Here is an 18924-nt window from a genome sequence, read left to right as displayed (position 1 = left end):
GTATGGAGTCTCTTTTGTCTGAAATTTTGTCTGGCCCACGCCAGAGACGTCTTAGTCGTGCGGCAAGCGTAGTCTACGGAAAGCGCAAAGTTGTGATCGGCGGTGATGCGCCGGTTGTTGTGCAATCAATGACAAATACAGATACTGCCGATGTAATTGCAACCGCAATTCAGATCAAGGATCTGGCACGGGCAGGTTCTGAGTTGGTGCGTATTACTGTCAATAATCCTGAGGCGGCGGCGGCTGTTCCGGCAATTCGCGAGCAACTCGACAAAATGGATGTTGATGTTCCGCTGGTTGGTGATTTTCATTATAACGGTCATACCTTGCTGCAGGATTTTCCTGAGTGTGCGCAAGCCTTGTCGAAGTACCGGATTAATCCGGGTAATGTAGGGCAAGGGGCAAAGCGCGAATCTCAGTTTGCTCAGATGATAGAGCTGGCCTGCCGTTATGATAAGCCCGTTCGTATTGGTGTTAATTGGGGTAGTCTGGATCAAACCCTGTTAGCAAGAATTATGGATGAGAATGCTCGTCGTTCCGTGCCTTGGACTGCGCAGTCTGTCATGTATGAAGCGTTGATTACATCTGCGATAGAAAATGCGCAGCGTGCAGAGGAACTGGGGTTGGCTGGGGATAAAATTATCTTATCGTGCAAAGTTTCTGGTGTGCAGGATTTGATTGCGGTGTACCGGGAACTTTCGACGCGCTGCGAATATCCTTTGCACTTGGGTTTAACTGAGGCGGGAATGGGGAGCAAAGGGATCGTTGCTTCCACCGCTGCGCTCTCGGTATTGTTGCAAGAGGGGATTGGCGACACGATACGTATATCGTTGACTCCCGAGCCTGGCGGTGACCGTTGTCGTGAGGTGATTGTAGGTCAGGAAATTTTGCAGACCATGGGGTTGCGGAAATTTACGCCGATGGTGATTGCTTGTCCTGGTTGTGGTCGCACGACTTCCACGGTATTTCAGGAATTGGCAGACGATATTCAGACTTTCTTGCGTGAGCAGATGCCTGTCTGGAAGAAGCAGTACCCTGGCGTTGAGAGTATGAATGTTGCTGTCATGGGATGTATCGTGAATGGCCCTGGTGAGTCAAAACACGCAAATATCGGTATTAGCCTTCCGGGTACAGGTGAGTCGCCAGCTGCACCAGTGTTTATTGATGGTGTAAAAGCGATGACATTGCGTGGAGATAGAATTGCTGAAGAATTTCAGGCAATTGTGCTGAACTATGTCGCAAAGCGTTATGCACCAACAGTAGTTGAATAATTGAACTGAGTTTCTTATGTCAGAAAATAAAAAAATAGAAAAAATAGTTGGTGTTAAGGGAATGAATGATTTGCTCCCTGATGATTCTGCGCTCTGGGAACTATTCGAAAATACGGTTCACTCGGTCTTGAAGAGCTATGGTTTTCAGCAGGTTCGTACACCGATAGTTGAGCCTACTCCGCTGTTTGCCCGTGGACTCGGTGAGGTGACCGATATCGTCGAAAAAGAAATGTATTCATTTGAAGACTCGATGAATGGCGATAAGTTGACTTTGCGTCCAGAAGGAACAGCGGGAGTCGTGCGTGCAGCAATTGAGCACAATCTTGTTTATGATGGCCCGAAGCGCCTTTGGTATGCGGGCCCTATGTTCCGCCATGAAAAGCCTCAGCGAGGACGCTATCGTCAGTTTCATCAGGTAGGTGCTGAGGCCTTGGGTTTTAGTGGGCCAGATATTGACGCTGAATTGATTATGCTGTGTCAGCGGCTCTGGGATGATCTCGGTTTGCAGAATGTGTGCCTTGAGTTAAATTCGATCGGTGATGCAAACGAGCGAAATTTGCACCGTGCAGCGTTAATCAGTTATTTTGAGAATCACTCTGATATTCTCGATGCGGAAGCGAAGCGTCGCTTGCATAGCAATCCACTGCGGATACTTGATACAAAAAATCCTGCGATGCAAGAAATGGTCAATGCTGCGCCAAAACTGTTGGATTATCTCGGCGCTGAGTCGCTGGCTCACTTTGATGGAGTACAAAAAATACTGCGTCACAACAGTATTCCGTTCACGATTAATCCGCGTCTTGTGAGAGGTATGGATTATTACAATCGCACTGTTTTTGAGTGGGTGACAGACGAGTTAGGGTCACAGGGAACAGTGTGTGCTGGTGGACGCTATGATACTTTATTCTCAACTTTTGGTGGAAAGCCAACGCCTGCTTGTGGTTTTGCAATGGGGATTGAACGACTGATTGAATTGATGAAGGTTGCTGGTGATGTTCATCAGCCTTCCTTGTGTGATGTTTATCTGGTTCACCAGACTGACGAGGGGCAAATGCAGTCTTTGGTTCTTGGTGAGCGATTACGCGATGCCGGGCTTGATGTTGTGCTACATTGCGCAACCGCGACCGGGGTTGGTAGTTTTAAATCGCAAATGAAGAAGGCAGACGCCAGTGGTTGCGCATACGCGGTGATTATTGGTGAAGACGAGGTTGCCAATAATAATGTCAGTATAAAATCCATGCGATCCGATATTGCTGAAAATAATCAAATCAGTGTTCCGTTTGATGCTGCGGTAGATTATCTGGTTGATCAGATCGCAGGCACTGGTGATGACAGCTCTTGCTGCGATGACCCGAATCATATTCATATTAACCATTAATCTTATAAAAACATGGCATACGATCTCGAAGAACAAGAGCAACTCGCAACACTGAAAGCAACATGGAAGCAATATGGTAATTTGATTACCTGGGTTTTGATCATCGCGCTTGCTGCCTATGCAGGTTGGATGCAATGGAATAACTATCAAACGAATCAGGCGGGGCAAGCCTCGCAGTTATATGAAGAGTTGCAGAAGTCTGTAACAGCAAAAGATGCGGCAAAGATTCAGCGCGCTGTGGGTGACTTAAAAGAGAAGTTTCCTGCGACGTCATACGCTTCGATGGCCGCATTGGTGTCAGCTAAAACATCGTTTGATGCAAATGATTTGAAGTCTGCTAAAAGTCAGCTTCAGTGGGTAATTGATTCTGGTAGAGGCGACGAGTACAAGGCTTTAGCGAAGATACGTCTGGCTGGTATTTTGTTGGATGAAAAATTATTTGATGAAGCGTTGAAACAGTTGTCAGGTGAATTTCCAGCTGAGCTGCAAGCAGATGTTGCTGACAGAAAAGGCGATATTTTCGTTGCGCAGGCTAAATTGGACGACGCTAGAAAGTCCTACCAGGTTGCATTGGACAAGGCGACAGAAAAAAATTCAGTAAAACAATTAATTCAAATTAAATTGGATGCGATTGGTGGATCTGTTGAGTCAGTAAGCAAATAACAGGAGTGTTTATGCATTTTTCTGCCAAAATAATTTCGGCGGCTGCATTGTGTGTTTTGGCAGGATGTTCTTCGTGGAATCCATTCTCCTCAAAATCTGAAAAAAATGTACCGGCAGCATTGTTAGAGATAAAACCGACTCTTTCTGTTAAACAGTTATGGTCCGTTCAGGTCGGTTCGGCTCAAAACTACGTGTTCTCGCCGGCAATTGTTGGGCAGCAGCTCTATGTTGCTGCCGCTGATGGAACCTTGCTGAAGATTGATGCGGCCAGTGGACGTGCAGACTGGCGTATTAACGCTGGCGTGCGTTTGACGGGCGGTGTCGGAGCGAATGCCAGAACGGTCGTCGTTGCAGGTGATAAGGGGGGTTTGTTTGCTTTCGATAATGAAGGCAAGCTGCGTTGGAAAAATCAGGATTCCACAGAAATTTTATCAGCCCCGGCATTATCTGATAGTTTAGTTGTTGTTCGTAGCATTGATAATAAAATTAGCGCATATGACGTTGAAACCGGCGCCCGTAAATGGGTGGTTGAGCGTACTTTGCCCGCTTTAACGTTACGTGCGTTCCCAGGTTTGGTCGTTGCAGGTGATCAGGTGATCATCGCTTTGCCAGGTGGGCGTATGGCAGCTTTATCTCTCGCCAATGGCAGCTTGCGCTGGGAAGCCGTGGTTGGAGAGCCAAAAGGTGCGACTGAACTTGAGCGTGTTGCGGATGTTTCAGGATTTCCTGCGATCATTGGGCGTGATGTTTGCGCCAGTGCTTATCAGGGGCGGGTCGGTTGCTTCGATCTGAATACAGGCGCTGTTCGTTGGGTAAAGAAATTATCCAGTGAGGTTGGTGTCGGTGTCGATGAGCGCTTTGTCTTTGCTGCAGATGTTGGTGGTGCTCTGACTGCTTATAATCGTGAATCAGGTTCTAGTGCTTGGAAAAATGATAAGCTTGCCAATCGTCGCTTATCAACGCCTGTTTCTTTTGGTCGCTCTGTTGTCGTGGGTGATTTGGCAGGTTACGTGCATTTTCTCTCAAGAGAAGATGGTTCTTTCATCGGTAGGTTACCTACTGATGGTAGTCAGATTTTAGCTGCGCCTGTCGTGGTCGGTTCAAATTTGATTGTTCAAACAAAATCAGGATTAGTGGTTGCGATCGCAACCGAGTAATATTAAATGAAGCCGGTTATTGCACTTATAGGTCGACCAAATGTCGGCAAATCCACGCTGTTCAATCGGCTTACCCGTTCACGTGATGCGTTGGTAGCTGATTTACCAGGGCTCACTCGTGATCGTCATTATGGCGAGGGACGTATTGGTGAGCGACCTTTTCTGGTTATTGATACTGGTGGCTTTGAGCCAGTAGCGAAAGAAGGTATCTTGCATGAGATGGCAAAACAGACCAAGCAAGCAGTTGCTGAAGCTGATGTCATTATTTTTATCGTTGACGGACGTCAGGGCTTGACGCCGCACGACAAAACGATCACAGATTTTTTACGTAAGTCTGGTCGCTCGGTGATGTTGGTTGTCAATAAAGCCGAAGGTATGAAGTATTCTTCAGTAACAGCAGATTTTTATGAGCTAGGACTTGGTGATCCGTATGTGATCTCTGCTGCCCATGGAGATGGTGTCGCTGATCTGGTAGAAGAGTCGCTCGATATTGCGTTTGCACAGCGACCACCAGAATCGGAACCTGCTGAGGATGCGGTTAAAGGTATCCGGATTGCTATTGTCGGGCGCCCGAATGTCGGCAAGTCAACTTTGGTGAACACCTTGCTTGGTGAAGATCGTGTGATTGCCTTTGACATGCCTGGTACAACTCGGGATTCAATTGAGATTCCGTTTGAGAGGGATGGTAAGCATTATTCCTTAATCGATACTGCTGGTATTCGCCGACGCGGTAAGGTTTTTGAAGCGATTGAGAAATTTTCAGTGGTCAAAACCCTGCAATCTGTTTCTGAAGCGAACGTCGTTCTTTTATTGCTGGATGCGCAGCAGGATATTTCTGAGCAAGACGCGCATATCGCCGGATTTATTCTCGAGTCAGGCCGAGCCTTGGTTGTTGGTGTAAATAAATGGGATGGCTTACAAAGCGATCGGCGAGATGAAATTAAAATGGACATCGAGCGGAAGTTGAACTTCCTCACCTTTGCAAAATTCCATTTTATTTCAGCCCTGAAATCGACAGGCATCGGCCCGTTAATGAAATCGATAGATTCTGCTTACGCTGCTGCGATGGCGAATTTATCAACGCCAAAATTGACTCGTGCTTTGATTGAGGCGGTTGAGCATCAGCAACCTAAGCGCAAAGGTTCGATCAGGCCAAAATTGCGTTATGCTCATCAGGGTGGACAAAATCCACCTATCATTGTAATTCACGGTAACGCGCTCGATGCAGTTGGTGATGTGTATAAGCGTTATTTGGAGAAGCATTTCAGGGAAACGTTCTCATTGGTGGGAACTCCTTTGAGAATAGAGATGCGATCCGGTAAAAATCCGTTTGATAAAACGAAGTAATTGGTTTGCACTGGTTCGCATGGCGCAATAATTTTTGCGAATTGAATAAAAAAGCATTACAGATAGCTGTAATTTCGGATGGATTGCTTGAAAAATACAAGATAATCCCAAACTCCTGATCACAACAACACAATGGAGCTGTCATGAGCAACAAAGGGCAACTGTTACAAGACCCGTTTCTGAACGCGCTGCGTAAAGAACATATCCCAGTATCTATTTACCTGGTAAATGGTATTAAGTTACAGGGACATATTGAATCTTTCGATCAATATGTCGTGTTGCTGAGAAATACCGTAACGCAAATGGTATATAAACACGCTATCTCCACTGTTGTGCCTGCGCGTGCCGTGAGTATTAATTCTGAAGCTGAGGCCGAGTAATTTTTGGCCCCTGAAAATTTGGATACATGTCTTTAAATATGCGCGCCGCTTTGGTCGGTGTTGATTTCGGTAAAGATGGTTTTGCCGATAGTCTCGAAGAGCTTTCACTACTGGCACAGTCTGCCGGAGCGGATGTTGTAACGACAATCACCTGCAAAAAATCAGGGCCGGATGCTGCATTGTTTATCGGCTCTGGCAAGGCTGATGAGGTGATTGCAGCTGTTGCTGATTCCGAGCTTGATTTGGTCATTTTTAATCACGCTTTATCTCCGGCTCAACAAAGAAATCTTGAGCGTCGCCTCAAAACTCGCGTGATTGATCGTACTAGCCTCATTCTTGATATTTTTGCCCAAAGAGCGAAGAGTCACGAGGGGAAGGTTCAAGTCGAGTTGGCGCAGCTGCAGCATCTTGCGACGCGCTTAATCCGTGGCTGGACTCACCTTGAGCGGCAAAAAGGTGGTATCGGTTTGCGTGGGCCGGGTGAGACTCAGTTAGAGACGGATAGGCGTCTTCTGGGTGAGCGCGTCAAAATGCTGAAGGCTAAGCTGGATAAGCTGCGTCAGCAGCGCGAAACTCAGCGGCGCTCACGTGATCGCAGTAAAACTTTTTCAGTTTCATTGGTCGGTTACACAAATGCTGGTAAGTCGACATTGTTTAATGCTCTTACGAAGGCTGGCGCCTACGCGGCAAATCAATTATTTGCGACACTTGATACGACATCTAGACGCCTCTATCTTGGCGACGCTGGAAGTGTCGTTATCTCAGATACGGTTGGATTTATCCGTGAATTACCGCATCAACTGGTGGCGGCATTCCGGGCAACGCTTGAAGAGACTATTCACGCTGATTTGCTTGTGCACGTGGTCGATGCAAATAGCCCAGTCAGGACAGAGCAGATTTTTCAGGTCAATCAGGTGTTGAAGGAGATTGGTGCCGATCATATTCCTCAGTTGATTGTGTTTAATAAGATTGATCTGGCGGGTCTGGAACCATCAGTTGCCCTGAATGAATATGGTAAAATTGACCGGATTTTTTTGAGTGCCCGTACCGGCGTCGGACTAAGTCTGTTACGCGACACAATCGCTGATTTCGCTTCTGTTAAAGCGCAACAAATGTCAGATGAAAAATTGACTTCTCAATTCGATGACGTTCGTTTTAATCTCCAGTAGTTCGAATATTACTCATTGGATATCTAAAGAATGATTGGTTCATTTCTAAAAAAAATTGGTGTTACGTTATCGCTGAATGATCCTCAGTGGGGACGTGGATCAAAAAATAGTCAGGATGGCAAGAAGTCTCCCGAAACCCCGCCTGACCTCGATCAGGTCTGGAAAGATTTGAATCAGCGTTTATCTCGTTTCTTAGGGCAAAAAAACGGTGGAGGTGATGGTGGTGGGTTTAATCCTGATTCATCCACTACTCGCTTTGGCATCGGTGCGATTGCTTTTGTCTTCATTTTTGTCTGGCTGGTGAGCGGTATTTTTATTGTCCAGGAAGGGCAGAATGCTGTTGTTACCACCTTTGGGAAGTATAGTCACGTGAATGGCGCAGGTATGAATTGGCGTTGGCCTTATCCGATTCAGAATCATGAAATTGTGAATGTGTCACAGGTTCGCACTATCGAAGTTGGCTATCGTTCAAATGTGAAAAATAAGCAGGCGCATGAATCTTTAATGCTGACTGATGACGAGAATATTGTCGACATTCAGTTTGCAGTTCAGTACAAATTAAAAAGCGCGGCTGAGTGGCTTTATAACAATCGGGATCAGGATGAGATGATTCGCCAGGTCGCGGAAACTGCGATTCGAGAAATTGTTGGTAAAAGCAAGATGGATTTTGTCCTTTATGAGGGGCGGGAAAAAGTTGCGATGGATGTTGGTGCGCTGATGCAGCAAATACTGACCCGTTATAAGGCTGGTGTTCAGATCGCGAATATCACAATGCAAGGCGTTCAGCCACCGGAACAGGTGCAGGCAGCATTCGATGATGCAGTGAAAGCTGGGCAGGACAAAGAGCGGCAAAAAAATGAAGGCCAGGCCTATGCAAATGACGTGATTCCAAAAGCTCGGGGTGAAGCATCCCGTACCTTGCAAGAGGCGGAAGGCTATAAGTCGCGAATTGTGGCGAATGCTGAGGGGAATGCCTCTCGTTTTAAGCAGGTGCTGAGTGAGTATCAGAAGGCACCAGCAGTCACGAGGGATAGGATGTATCTGGAAACAATGCAGCAGATCTTTACCAGTACGAGTAAAGTTTTGATGGATACAAAACAAAGCAATAACATGATTTATCTGCCGATTGATAAAATGATTTCACAGGAAGCAAATAGCGTTAAACCCGCTGTTGTACAGCCTGTTGCTCCAACGACTGCAGAACAAATTCCATCTGTGGAGATGCGTTACAGTAAAGATGGGCGTGCCAGAGATACTCGTGATTCACGCGACAGAGAGGTGCGCTGATGAATAAGCTGATTTCGTTTTTTTTGGCTGTAATTGCGGCACTTTTAGTCGCTTATTCGACAATTTTTATTGTCGATCAGAAGTCGCATGCAATTGTGTTCGCATTTGGGGAAGTTAAGTCGGTCATTAGCGAACCTGGCTTGCATTTCAAATTGCCACCACCATTCCAAAATGTTTTGTTGCTTGATAAGCGAATTCTGACGATTGATTCAGCTGAGGCGGATCGCTTCATTACGGCAGAAAAGAAAAACATTCTTGTCGATTCCTATGTTAAGTGGCAAATTACCGAACCGAAGTTATATTACGTGAGCTTCAGCGGTGATGAGCGCAGGGCAAAAGATCGCCTGTCCCAGATAGTAAAAGCGGCACTGAACGACGAAATTACAAAACGGACTGTGCGCGAAGTGATTTCAGGCGAGCGCGGCAAAGTAATGGAGGCGATTAAAAGCAAAGTGACTGAAGAAGCGAAGCAAATTGGTGTCGATATTATCGATGTTCGTTTGAAGCGGGTTGATTATGTTGAGCAGATTAATAATTCTGTTTATGACCGCATGAAGTCAGAACGTTTGCGTGTTGCGAATGAACTTCGTTCTACTGGTTCGGCTGAATCTGAAAAAATCAGGGCTGATGCAGACCGTCAGAGGGTTGTGATACTCGCTGAGGCTTACCGTGAAGCTGAGAAAATGCGCGGTGAAGGTGACGCAGAGGCGTCGCGAATTTATGCGCAGGCATTTGGGCAAAATCCTGAGTTTTATAAATTCTACAGAAGTCTGGAGGCTTACCGCGCCAGCTTCAAAACTAAGAGTGACGTTGTTGTCGTTGATCCTAGTTCTGAATTTTTCAAATATTTTAAAGCTCCCGGCAGTTCTGTTAATGGTGGCTCCGCAGCAAAATCTAAGTAATACTTATATATTTTGATCAAACAGCGATCTACGCCAGCTTTGGCGCAGGTCGCTGTTTGCCGGATGAGCGCAATATAGTTCATTCTCTCGTTTTCTTAATTTTTGATTGTTTTTCATGCCGAATTGGCTCTTACCTGAAAATATTGCTGATGTCTTGCCCTCTGAGGCTCGCAAGATTGAAGACTTGCGTCGTGTTTTTCTAGATCATTTCCGTTTGTATGGTTATGAATTAGTGATGCCTCCTTTGCTGGAATACATCGAATCACTCTTGACTGGTGCTGGTCAGGATATGAATTTACGTACTTTCAAGCTGGTTGATCAGATGTCAGGTCGCACGATGGGTGTGCGTGCAGACATGACTACTCAGGTCGCACGTATTGATGCCCATCTTTTGAACCGGAGTTCTGTGACTCGTCTGTGCTACGCTGGTAATGTCTTGCACACGAAACCTTCAGGTTTGCATGCAACGCGTGAGCCGATTCAGATCGGTGCTGAAATTTACGGACATGCAGGACTCGAGGCGGATGCAGAAATTCAGGAACTGGTGATTGCGTGTCTAAGGCTGGCTGGCATTGAGCAAGTGCGCCTGGATTTGTGTCACGTGGGTGTGTTGCGTGCAATACTCGAAACAGATCCACTTGCGAAGCAACAAGAGAATATTTTGTTTTCTTTGCTAGAGTCCAAAGACATTCCGAGTATAAAAAATGTCAGCGAAGGCTTTTCTCCCGAGGTCAGGCGCGCTTTGCAGGTCTTGCCGACTTTGTATGGTGACGTGTCTGTCATTGGTCGGGCAAGGAAAGAGCTGCCTAATCTGGGTGGTGTTATGTCTGCCTTATCTGAGCTTGAGTATCTTGCTAATCTGGTTGGCAACGACAAGGTAACGATAGATCTGGCAGATCTGCGGGGGTACCACTACCACAGTGGCGTTATGTTCAGTGCGTTCGTTCCAGGTTTGCCAAATGCGGTTGCACGTGGTGGGCGTTACGATCACGTGGGTGAGGCTTTTGGTCGATCCAGGCCTGCAACAGGTTTTTCTTTGGATTTACGCGAATTGGCGCGTCTGATGCCTGTGGCCGAGAGAAAAGGGGCGATCCGTGCCCCCTGGAGTCGTGACGCAGGTTTGTTGTCAAAAATTGCAGCGTTACGTAGTGAGGGGGAGGTGGTGATTCAAAATCTCCCTGGGCATGAGAATGAACAAGATGAATTTGACTGCAATCGCGTGGTCGTATTCGATGGTGAACAATGGATTCTTCAAAATGTAGGTTGAGTAATGTCAAACAATAAAATTGCAAAAAATGTCGTTGTCATTGGTACCCAGTGGGGCGACGAGGGTAAAGGAAAGATTGTTGACTGGCTAACGGATCATGCCCAAGGTGTGGTTCGCTTCCAAGGTGGTCACAACGCAGGTCATACGCTAGTGATCGGCGGACAAAAGACTGCTTTGCAATTAATTCCTTCTGGAATTATGCGCGAGGGTACCGCTTGTTATATCGGTAATGGTGTAGTTTTATCTGTTCCGGATCTGTTGCGCGAGATTGATAAAATGCAGGCAAACGGCGTAGAGGTTGTTTCCCGGCTCAAGATCTCCGAGGCGTGCCCAGTCATTCTGCCTTACCATGCCGCGTTGGATGCTGCTCGTGAGGCCGCTCGTGGCGCTGCCAAAATTGGCACGACGGGCAAAGGCATTGGCCCTGCGTACGAGGATAAGGTTGCACGCCGCGCAATTCGTGTTGCAGATTTATTAAATGCAGAACGTTTTGCTGAGAAGTTGAAGGAAAATCTGGATTATCACAACTTCGTGTTAACGAATTATCTCAAGGCGCCAGCGGTTGATTATCAAAAGACTTTGGATGATACGTTGGCTTTAGTACCGCGTATTCGCCCTATGGTTACTGATGTTTCCAGTGCTTTGTATGCAGCGCATAAAGCTGGCGCAAGCCTCCTGTTTGAGGGCGCGCAGGGCAGCTTGCTGGATGTTGATCATGGCACTTATCCTTTCGTGACTTCAAGTAATTGCGTGGCAGGCAATGCTGCGGCAGGTACGGGCGTTGGCCCCAATATGCTGCATTACATTCTTGGAATCACTAAGGCGTATACGACACGTGTTGGCTCTGGTCCATTCCCTTCCGAATTACCGACGGATCAGGGTGTTGGTAAGCATCTGGCAAGTGTTGGGCATGAGTTTGGCACAGTAACTGGGCGTGCGCGTCGTTGTGGTTGGTTTGATGCGGCACTGTTGAAACGATCTGTTCAAATTAACGGCGTTTCCGGCATGTGTTTGACCAAGCTTGATGTGTTGGATGGTGTGGAAACTTTGAAGCTTTGTACGGGTTATAAACTGGGTGGAAAAATTGTTGATATTTTCCCGGTTGGTGCGGAAGAGGCGGCGATGTGCGAGGCCATCTACGAGGAAATGCCTGGTTGGTCTGAATCAACTGTAGGTGCGAAGAGTATGGAAGCTTTGCCCGAAAATGCTCGCAATTACATCAAGCGCATAGAGGCTCTCGTCGGAGTGCCAGTTGATATGGTCTCGACCGGTCCCGACCGTGAGGAGACTATCGTCTTGCGCCATCCGTTTATTTAAAGGAAAAATAAAAATGAATACACCTGCTTCTACGGATAAGGATCTGTGGGTTTCTTGGGATGCTTACCATCGTTCAATTGAGCAGTTGGCGCTTAAAGTGCATGAATCTGGCTGGAAGTTTGACCAGGTCTTGTGCCTTGCCCGCGGAGGTTTGCGACCAGGCGATATTTTTTCCCGAATTTTCGACGTTCCTTTGGCAATTCTTTCGACAAGCTCTTATCGTGAGGATGCCGGTACTGTTCAGGGTTCTCTGGATATAGGCAAATACATTTCGATGACCAAGGGAACTTTACAAGGCCGTGTTTTGGTTGTCGACGATCTGGTTGATTCCGGTGTGACGCTTGAGCGCGTTTTGCATCACTTGCGTGAAAATTTCCCAGCGGTAACGGATGTGAAGTCTGCGGTGATCTGGTACAAAGCCTGTTCTTCTGTTGCGCCTGATTTTCACCTTGACTATCTGGCGACAAATCCATGGATTCATCAACCATTTGAAGAGTACGACAGTATCCGGCCACATCAGTTAAATGCCTGGCTGAAAAAAGGCGAGACGGCTTAATTGTGTGAAATAAAAACGGGAGTCAGTTACTCCCGTTTTTATTTGCTTGATTGCTGCACTTAGTTTGAAGATTTATTTTGAGCAAGAAAAAAGCCCGTTGATAAAATCAACGGGCTTTCAATAACTTGGTGCCCACGGAGGGACTCGAACCCCCACACCTTGCGGCACATGGACCTGAACCATGCGCGTCTACCAATTCCGCCACGTGGGCGACAGAAGGCGTAATTATAGAGTAATCAGGATTAATTTGCTACGCTTTTAGTCGTAAATTTGAATTACTTTTTTCGAGGGGGATGTGAGATGAGCGAGTTTTGGAATTGTGAAATAGAAAAAGCCCGTTGATAAAATCAACGGGCTTTCAATAATTTGGTGCCCACGGAGGGACTCGAACCCCCACACCTTGCGGCACATGGACCTGAACCATGCGCGTCTACCAATTCCGCCACGTGGGCGACAGAAGGCACTTATTATAGATTGTTTCGGTATTATGTCAAGACGTGAGCCTGATCAGATTAGAATAGTTAGCTAAATAACGTGCGCTCCGGTAAACTGTAACGATGTCTTGTATATTCGGGGCAAGATTTAACTTTTAGAGAAATTCACAACATTTGAATAAGCATTTATACACAATTCCGAGTCGCGAAGATATTTTAGGTGTTCTGCGTACAACTAAAGTAAAGCTGACGGCGAATGCTATTGCAGCCAAGTTAGGCGTAAAAACCGAGGAGCTTGATGGTATGACGCGACGATTAAACGCGATGGAACGCGACGGTCAGATTACATCAGATAAGTCTGGACATTTCGTGCTGGCGAATCAGGATAATTTTATTTCGGGGAAGGTCAGCAGTCATCGGGATGGCTACGGCTTCTTGATTCCCGAGGATGGCAGTGAAGATTTGTTCTTGCCTGAACGGGAAATGCAGAAGGTACTACATGGCGATCGTGTGACGGCAAGAGTCACAGGTACTGATAGACGTGGGCGTCTTGAAGGCAGCATTGTTGAAATACTGGAACGTGCAAATACACATGTCATCGGACGTTTATTAAACGAAAATGGCGTCTGGATTGTCGCGCCGGAAGACAAGCGTTATAGCCAGGATATTTTACTTGCGGGCTCTCCCGGCAAAGCGAAAGCCGGACAGGTTGTCAGTATAGAGTTGACTGAGCAGCCAACTCGCTATGCGCAAGCGGTTGGCAAAATTGTTGAGATTCTGGGAGATATTGACGACCCCGGAATGGAAATAGAAATTGCCGTCAGAAAATTTGGTGTTCCTCACGAGTTTTCGGACGCAGCAAAAAAAATGGCGTCAAAATTGCCGTCTGAGGTGTTGGCTAAGGATTTAGAAAACAGGGTAGACCTGCGCGATATTCCTTTGGTCACGATTGATGGTGAAGATGCCCGAGATTTTGATGACGCGGTTTACTGTGAGCCCGTAAAGATCGGGCGTAGCAATGGACATCGCCTGATTGTCGCTATTGCTGACGTCAGCCACTATGTAACGCCGAATGACGCGCTGGATGAGGATGCGTTGTTGCGTAGTACATCCGTTTATTTCCCTCGTCGCGTTATTCCCATGCTGCCGGAAAAACTGTCTAACGGTCTGTGCTCACTGAATCCGGACGTAGATCGTTTGACCTTGGTTTGCGATATGGTGATAACACAAGATGGCGATATTAAGGCCTATCAGTTTTATCCCGCGGTAATTCATTCGGCTGCGCGTTTTACTTACACTGAAGTGGCTGAGATTCTTGGAAATACGAAAGGAACAGCGGCTGCCAAGCGTATGTCGCTGGTGCCGCACCTGAGCAATTTGTACGCAGTTTTTCAGTCATTATTGAAAGCCCGTCAAGCGCGCGGCGCGATTGATTTTGAAACTACAGAAACGTACATCATCTGTAATGCTGCGGGTAAGATAGAGAGAATCGTTCCTCGCACAAGAAATGACGCACACAAGTTGATCGAAGAATGTATGTTGGCTGCCAATGTATGTGCTGCGAATTTACTCGAAACCTACAAGCATCCTGGCACGTACCGCATTCATGCCGGCCCGACTAAAGAGAAGTTAACGCAAGTCAGAAATTTTCTGAAACAAGTTGGCTTATTTCTTGGCGGTGGAGATAGCCCGTCGGCATCTGATTATGCTGCCTTGATGGAAAAGGTAAAAGGACGTCCGGACGCACAGTTGTTGCAGACCATGCTACTGCGCTCTATGCAGCAAGCGGTTTATAGCCCAGACAATATAGGTCATTTTGGTTTGTCCTACGAGGCCTATGCGCATTTCACCAGTCCTATCCGACGTTATCCTGATTTGCTGACACACAGAGCGATCAAAGCGGTTTTACAAGGAAAGGTTTATGAGCCCAAGGGCATCAATCTGAGCTTGTTAAATACGACGATTTCAAATGCTGCGCGTAAGCAGCAGGTTGCGGATAAAGCAGCGGGTAAAAAGAAGCCGGAGAAAGATCTCACGATCTGGGACGCTTTGGGGACTCATTGTTCTGCAAATGAACGCCGTGCTGATGAAGCATCCAGAGATGTTGAAGCATGGTTGAAGTGCTACTTTATAAAAAATAAGCTGGGCGAAGAATTTATCGGAACGATTACCGGGGTTACGCAGTTCGGTATTTTTGTTCAGTTAGACGATATCTTTATTGAGGGCCTGGTTCATATCACCGAGCTTGGTGCTGATTATTTCCAGTTTGATGAAGCCAGACATGAGCTGCGTGGCGAACGCACTGGAAAGCGTTACCAACTGACCGATAAGGTCAAAGTGCAGGTTAGTCGCGTAGATCTTGACGCACGTAAAATTGACTTGAGCCTGGTTCAAAATGTTGCCGCTAATGCTGCCGTTAGCCGCGGTTCCGGATCGGATAAGGCAAAAAGAAGCGCTTCGTCGTCTTCCGCGCCTGTGGGGAAGGGAGCGTCAGGCGTAAGACGAGGGGCAGTCAATGAGTCTATGGAATTGGAGCGTGCGTCTTCAGGGGCTCGTTCTTCTAAATCATCCAAAAAATCTCCGGCCTCGAGTAAAAGTAAAGTGCCATCAAATGGTAAGTCTGCAGGAAAAGCAGCGAAAAGAAGACGTTAAGTTAATGAGTAAAGAGCAATATGAAAAGTAAAATGATTTTTGGTTTCCACGCGGTGACTTCCCGTATTCGTCACGAAGCGTCGTCGGTGGAAGAGATTTATGTTGATTCCGGGCGTAGTGACCGGCGTATGCAGGAACTCTTGCATGCGGCAAAATCTGCAGGTATCCGGGTTATTCCTGCGGATGATCAACGCTTATCGAACATCGTTGGCACCCGTCGCCATCAAGGTGTCGTCGCGAAAGCAGGGGAGCTATCTCTGGCGCGCAATCTTGATGAGTTATTGGATGCGATTGATGGTCCACCATTGTTGTTGGTGCTGGACGGCATTACTGATCCGCATAATCTTGGCGCCTGTTTGCGGGTTGCCGATGGCGTTGGTGCGCATGCTGTTATTGCACCCAAAGACCGGGCCGTAGGATTGAATGCGACAGCGGCAAAAGTTGCCAGTGGTGCGGCTGAAACTGTGCCGTATATCACGGTTACCAACCTCGCACGCACATTGAGAGAGTTGAAAGAGCGGGATATTTTGCTGGTGGGGACATCTGATGATGTCGATCAAACGATTTATGACGTGAATTTTACCGGCGGCAGTGCGCTGGTGATGGGCTCTGAAGGTGAGGGGATACGCAGGTTGACCAGAGAAACCTGCGACGTTCTTGTTAGCGTGCCCATGTTCGGTTCGGTTGAGAGCTTGAATGTGTCAGTGGCTTCAGGTGTTTGTTTGTACGAGGCGAGACGCCAACGCTTAATCAAAGCTGTTTAAAACGAAAATTGATCTTTAACGATATTTCAGTGCGCTTCGGCGCACTTTTTCTGAATAAGCTACTATCCTAGTCCGTCTATTTTTTGCACTTCCACATGTTCAGCCATTTTCGTGAAGATATTGCCAGCATTATTAAGAAAGATCCGGCCGCCCGGAATGCGTGGGAGGTAATGACATGCTACCCGGGGTTTCAGGCGATCGTTATGCATCGCTGGGCAAACTGGTGCTGGGTTCGCGGACTGAAGTGGTTGGGGCGTTTTATTTCTTATATCGCCCGCGTGATTACCGGTATCGAAATTCATCCGGGTTCAACAATCGGCCGTAGAGTATTTATCGATCATGGTTTTGGTGTTGTTATTGGTGAAACTGCAGAGGTCGGTGATGACTGCACGATTTATCAAGGTGTCACTTTAGGTGGAACATCTCTATCGCGTGGCGCAAAGCGGCATCCTACTCTCGAGCCTGGTGTTATTGTCGGTGCTGGTGCGAAGGTGTTAGGGAGCTTTACCATAGGTGCTGGCGCGAAAATTGGTTCTAACTCTGTTGTGCTGAAACCGGTTCCTGCGGGTGCAACTGCAGTCGGTAATCCTGCGCATATCGTCAAAAAAGAACCCAGTGCGACAGACCCAGTTGGTGACAGTCTGTTTTCAGCGTATGGTGTTACGCAGAGCAGTGATGATCCTGTATCAAAGGTATTACATAAGTTGATTGATCACGCTGTATCGCAGCAAGAGCAAATTGAAAAATTGACTGCTGCGATTTCTTGCGCTGGGATTGTTTGTGAGCAGGCGACAGAAAAATTAAATCCAGAACAAATAAATAGCCTGGTTGAGTAATTTATACCTGGCTACGGTACGATCGTACCAATGAGTTGAGTCCCGCTCTGATTTCAACCGGCAATTCGCTCGCACATATGCCGATAGGCCCGACCCTCTTGTTAACCAGAGTGTCGGCGGCATTGCCATGTAGCCACGTTGCCAGTTGAGCTGTATGAAAATAATCGTATCCTTGCGCTAACAAAGCACCGCAAAGGCCAGCCAGGACGTCGCCAGTGCCGCCAGTCGCAAGTCCTGGATTGCCACTTGTGTTGATGCGTATCGAGCCATCAGGGTGACCGATGACGCTGCCAGCGCCTTTCAGTATCACGATCGCGTTGAATTTAGTGGATAACTGGTTCGCTGCTGATAAGCGGTTGCTTTGAATTTCTTTCGTGCTTACTCCTAGCAGCCGCGCTGCTTCCAATGGATGCGGTGTCAGAATCTTTGCTGTTATTTTGTTGCTGAGTTTGATTTGCAGTTCAACATCCGATGCGATTAAATTGAGTGCATCTGCATCAAGCACCAATGGTGCATCTGAATCTAATATTCTATGCAGAATCTCTTTGGCTGTTTGAGAGTTTCCCATACCGGGACCCGCAACAATAACCCCCGTCGCATACTGAATGTCGTTTGCATTCCTGCACATGATTTCCGGATAGGGTGCATCGTAACTTATCGTGGAATGGACGAATCCGATAAAAACCTTACCAGCACCTGCAAACAATGCGCTTCGTGCCGCGAGTATCCCAGCACCTGACATGCCGTCGGCTCCGCCGATAATGCTAACCTCACCGTAGCTTCCTTTATGACTATTCTGCCTGCGGTCTGGCACAACGAATTCGAAACTTTCCGGACAATTTAAAAGGCATTTGCTTATTGGATAGAGGTGCTCAGGAATATCTAAATTACCAATCACGACACTGCCCGCGTAGTCCTTACCATCGGCAGTGTGTAATCCCGGTTTGTTGCCGATAAAGGTCAGCGTATGGTTTGCCCGGAGCGCGATTTTGTACTCACCGATTACGATGCCGGTATCTGTGTTTAATCCGCTGGGAGTATCGAGAGCCAATACGGGAATATTTTTTTCGCTGGATATTGTGTTGAGTTTGACGACGATATCGGCATAGATGCCGGTGATTTCCCGGGTCAGTCCAATACCGAATAGTCCATCAATAATCAGGCTCCAATCGGTTTCCTGTATCGTCAGAAAATCTGCCGACGTAATAATTTGCACATTCTTGGCAACAGCGTGCTCGAAGCAAGACTGAGCTTCAGGTGAATATTTCTCGGGAGTTGCACAAAGTAAGAGGCTGACACTGAATCCGTTTTCTGCCAAATTGGTGGCAGTTTCACACGCGTCGCCACCATTATTACCCGGGCCAGCTACGATCAGGATCGGTGCACTGACTTTCCCTAATAACGACATGGCAAAATGAGCTGCAGCTTTGCCCGCTTTTTGCATCAGCGATGTTCCCGGATTTTGTTTTTTTGCCAGAGTTTCCAGTTGCCTGATTTGTTTTGAGGAAAAAAGTGTTAAGTAGTCAGGCATTGGTTTATCCGTC

Annotated in this window: 16 protein-coding genes and 2 tRNA genes; 15 read left to right on the top strand and 3 right to left on the bottom strand. The window is 47.1% G+C overall.

What is annotated here, in order from left to right:
- Window positions 1–2 precede the first annotated feature (2 nt).
- From ispG to KDM87_RS07305, 12 genes are all read left to right on the top strand, one after another.
- Complete coding sequence (gene ispG, locus KDM87_RS07360) at window positions 3–1271, top strand: flavodoxin-dependent (E)-4-hydroxy-3-methylbut-2-enyl-diphosphate synthase (RefSeq protein ID WP_212678457.1); 1269 nt, start codon at window positions 3–5, stop codon at window positions 1269–1271.
- 16 nt (window positions 1272–1287) lie between these two features.
- On the top strand, window positions 1288–2649 hold the full coding sequence (gene hisS / locus KDM87_RS07355) for a histidine--tRNA ligase (protein ID WP_212678456.1): 1362 nt from the start codon (window positions 1288–1290) through the stop codon (window positions 2647–2649).
- A 12-nt stretch (window positions 2650–2661) separates the two neighbouring features.
- A complete protein-coding gene (locus tag KDM87_RS07350) occupies window positions 2662–3312 on the top strand; it encodes a YfgM family protein (RefSeq protein WP_212678455.1) in 651 nt (216 codons plus the stop codon).
- An 11-nt stretch (window positions 3313–3323) separates the two neighbouring features.
- On the top strand, window positions 3324–4469 hold the full coding sequence (bamB, locus tag KDM87_RS07345; RefSeq protein ID WP_212678454.1) for an outer membrane protein assembly factor BamB: 1146 nt from the start codon (window positions 3324–3326) through the stop codon (window positions 4467–4469).
- A 6-nt stretch (window positions 4470–4475) separates the two neighbouring features.
- The gene (gene der, locus KDM87_RS07340; RefSeq protein ID WP_212678453.1) at window positions 4476–5816 is read left to right on the top strand and encodes a ribosome biogenesis GTPase Der; all 1341 of its coding nucleotides are present in this window, start codon (window positions 4476–4478) and stop codon (window positions 5814–5816) included.
- Window positions 5817–5959: 143 nt separating this feature from the next.
- Entirely contained in the window at window positions 5960–6196 is a 237-nt protein-coding gene (gene hfq / locus KDM87_RS07335; protein ID WP_186883535.1) for an RNA chaperone Hfq, read from the top strand.
- Between the two features lie 38 nt (window positions 6197–6234).
- Window positions 6235–7365: a GTPase HflX gene (gene hflX, locus KDM87_RS07330; protein WP_212678700.1), complete on the top strand. Its 1131-nt coding sequence runs from the start codon at window positions 6235–6237 to the stop codon at window positions 7363–7365.
- 30 nt (window positions 7366–7395) lie between these two features.
- On the top strand, window positions 7396–8652 hold the full coding sequence (gene hflK, locus KDM87_RS07325) for an FtsH protease activity modulator HflK (protein WP_212678452.1): 1257 nt from the start codon (window positions 7396–7398) through the stop codon (window positions 8650–8652).
- Window positions 8652–9554 carry a protease modulator HflC gene (hflC, locus tag KDM87_RS07320; protein ID WP_212678451.1) on the top strand — a complete coding sequence of 301 codons (903 nt, stop codon included), beginning with the start codon at window positions 8652–8654 and terminating at the stop codon, window positions 9552–9554. Before hflK ends, hflC begins: the two co-directional genes overlap by 1 nt.
- 115 nt (window positions 9555–9669) lie before the next feature.
- Window positions 9670–10821: an ATP phosphoribosyltransferase regulatory subunit gene (locus KDM87_RS07315; protein ID WP_212678450.1), complete on the top strand. Its 1152-nt coding sequence runs from the start codon at window positions 9670–9672 to the stop codon at window positions 10819–10821.
- 3 nt (window positions 10822–10824) lie between these two features.
- Window positions 10825–12138, top strand: coding sequence for an adenylosuccinate synthase (locus tag KDM87_RS07310; RefSeq protein WP_212678449.1), 1314 nt, complete (start codon window positions 10825–10827; stop codon window positions 12136–12138).
- 13 nt (window positions 12139–12151) lie between these two features.
- Window positions 12152–12694, top strand: coding sequence for a phosphoribosyltransferase (locus tag KDM87_RS07305; RefSeq protein ID WP_212678448.1), 543 nt, complete (start codon window positions 12152–12154; stop codon window positions 12692–12694).
- A 126-nt stretch (window positions 12695–12820) separates the two neighbouring features.
- Here KDM87_RS07305 and KDM87_RS07300 read toward each other — a convergent pair.
- Together KDM87_RS07300 and KDM87_RS07295 are read right to left on the bottom strand one after the other, a co-directional pair.
- Window positions 12821–12905, bottom strand: a tRNA-Leu gene (locus KDM87_RS07300).
- A 156-nt stretch (window positions 12906–13061) separates the two neighbouring features.
- Window positions 13062–13146 (bottom strand) — tRNA-Leu (locus KDM87_RS07295).
- A 156-nt stretch (window positions 13147–13302) separates the two neighbouring features.
- Here KDM87_RS07295 and rnr point away from each other — a divergent pair.
- The 3 genes from rnr (at window position 13303) to cysE (ending at window position 17380) form a co-directional block, all read left to right on the top strand.
- Window positions 13303–15780, top strand: coding sequence for a ribonuclease R (gene rnr, locus KDM87_RS07290; protein WP_212678447.1), 2478 nt, complete (start codon window positions 13303–13305; stop codon window positions 15778–15780).
- 20 nt (window positions 15781–15800) lie between these two features.
- Entirely contained in the window at window positions 15801–16544 is a 744-nt protein-coding gene (rlmB, locus tag KDM87_RS07285; RefSeq protein ID WP_212678446.1) for a 23S rRNA (guanosine(2251)-2'-O)-methyltransferase RlmB, read from the top strand.
- Between the two features lie 95 nt (window positions 16545–16639).
- Window positions 16640–17380, top strand: a complete 741-nt coding sequence (gene cysE, locus KDM87_RS07280) for a serine O-acetyltransferase (protein ID WP_212678445.1) — start codon at window positions 16640–16642, stop codon at window positions 17378–17380.
- A 1-nt stretch (window position 17381) separates the two neighbouring features.
- Here the strand turns inward: cysE and KDM87_RS07275 are convergent, their stop codons facing one another.
- Complete coding sequence (locus KDM87_RS07275) at window positions 17382–18911, bottom strand: NAD(P)H-hydrate dehydratase (RefSeq protein ID WP_212678444.1); 1530 nt, start codon at window positions 18909–18911, stop codon at window positions 17382–17384.
- Window positions 18912–18924: the final 13 nt, after the last annotated feature.

Origin of the sequence: Cognatundibacterium rivi, assembly GCF_018139565.1 — a bacterium.
GTDB lineage: Bacteria > Pseudomonadota > Gammaproteobacteria > Burkholderiales > Burkholderiaceae_D > Undibacterium > Undibacterium rivi.
This window is presented reverse-complemented; position numbering and strand designations above follow the sequence as displayed.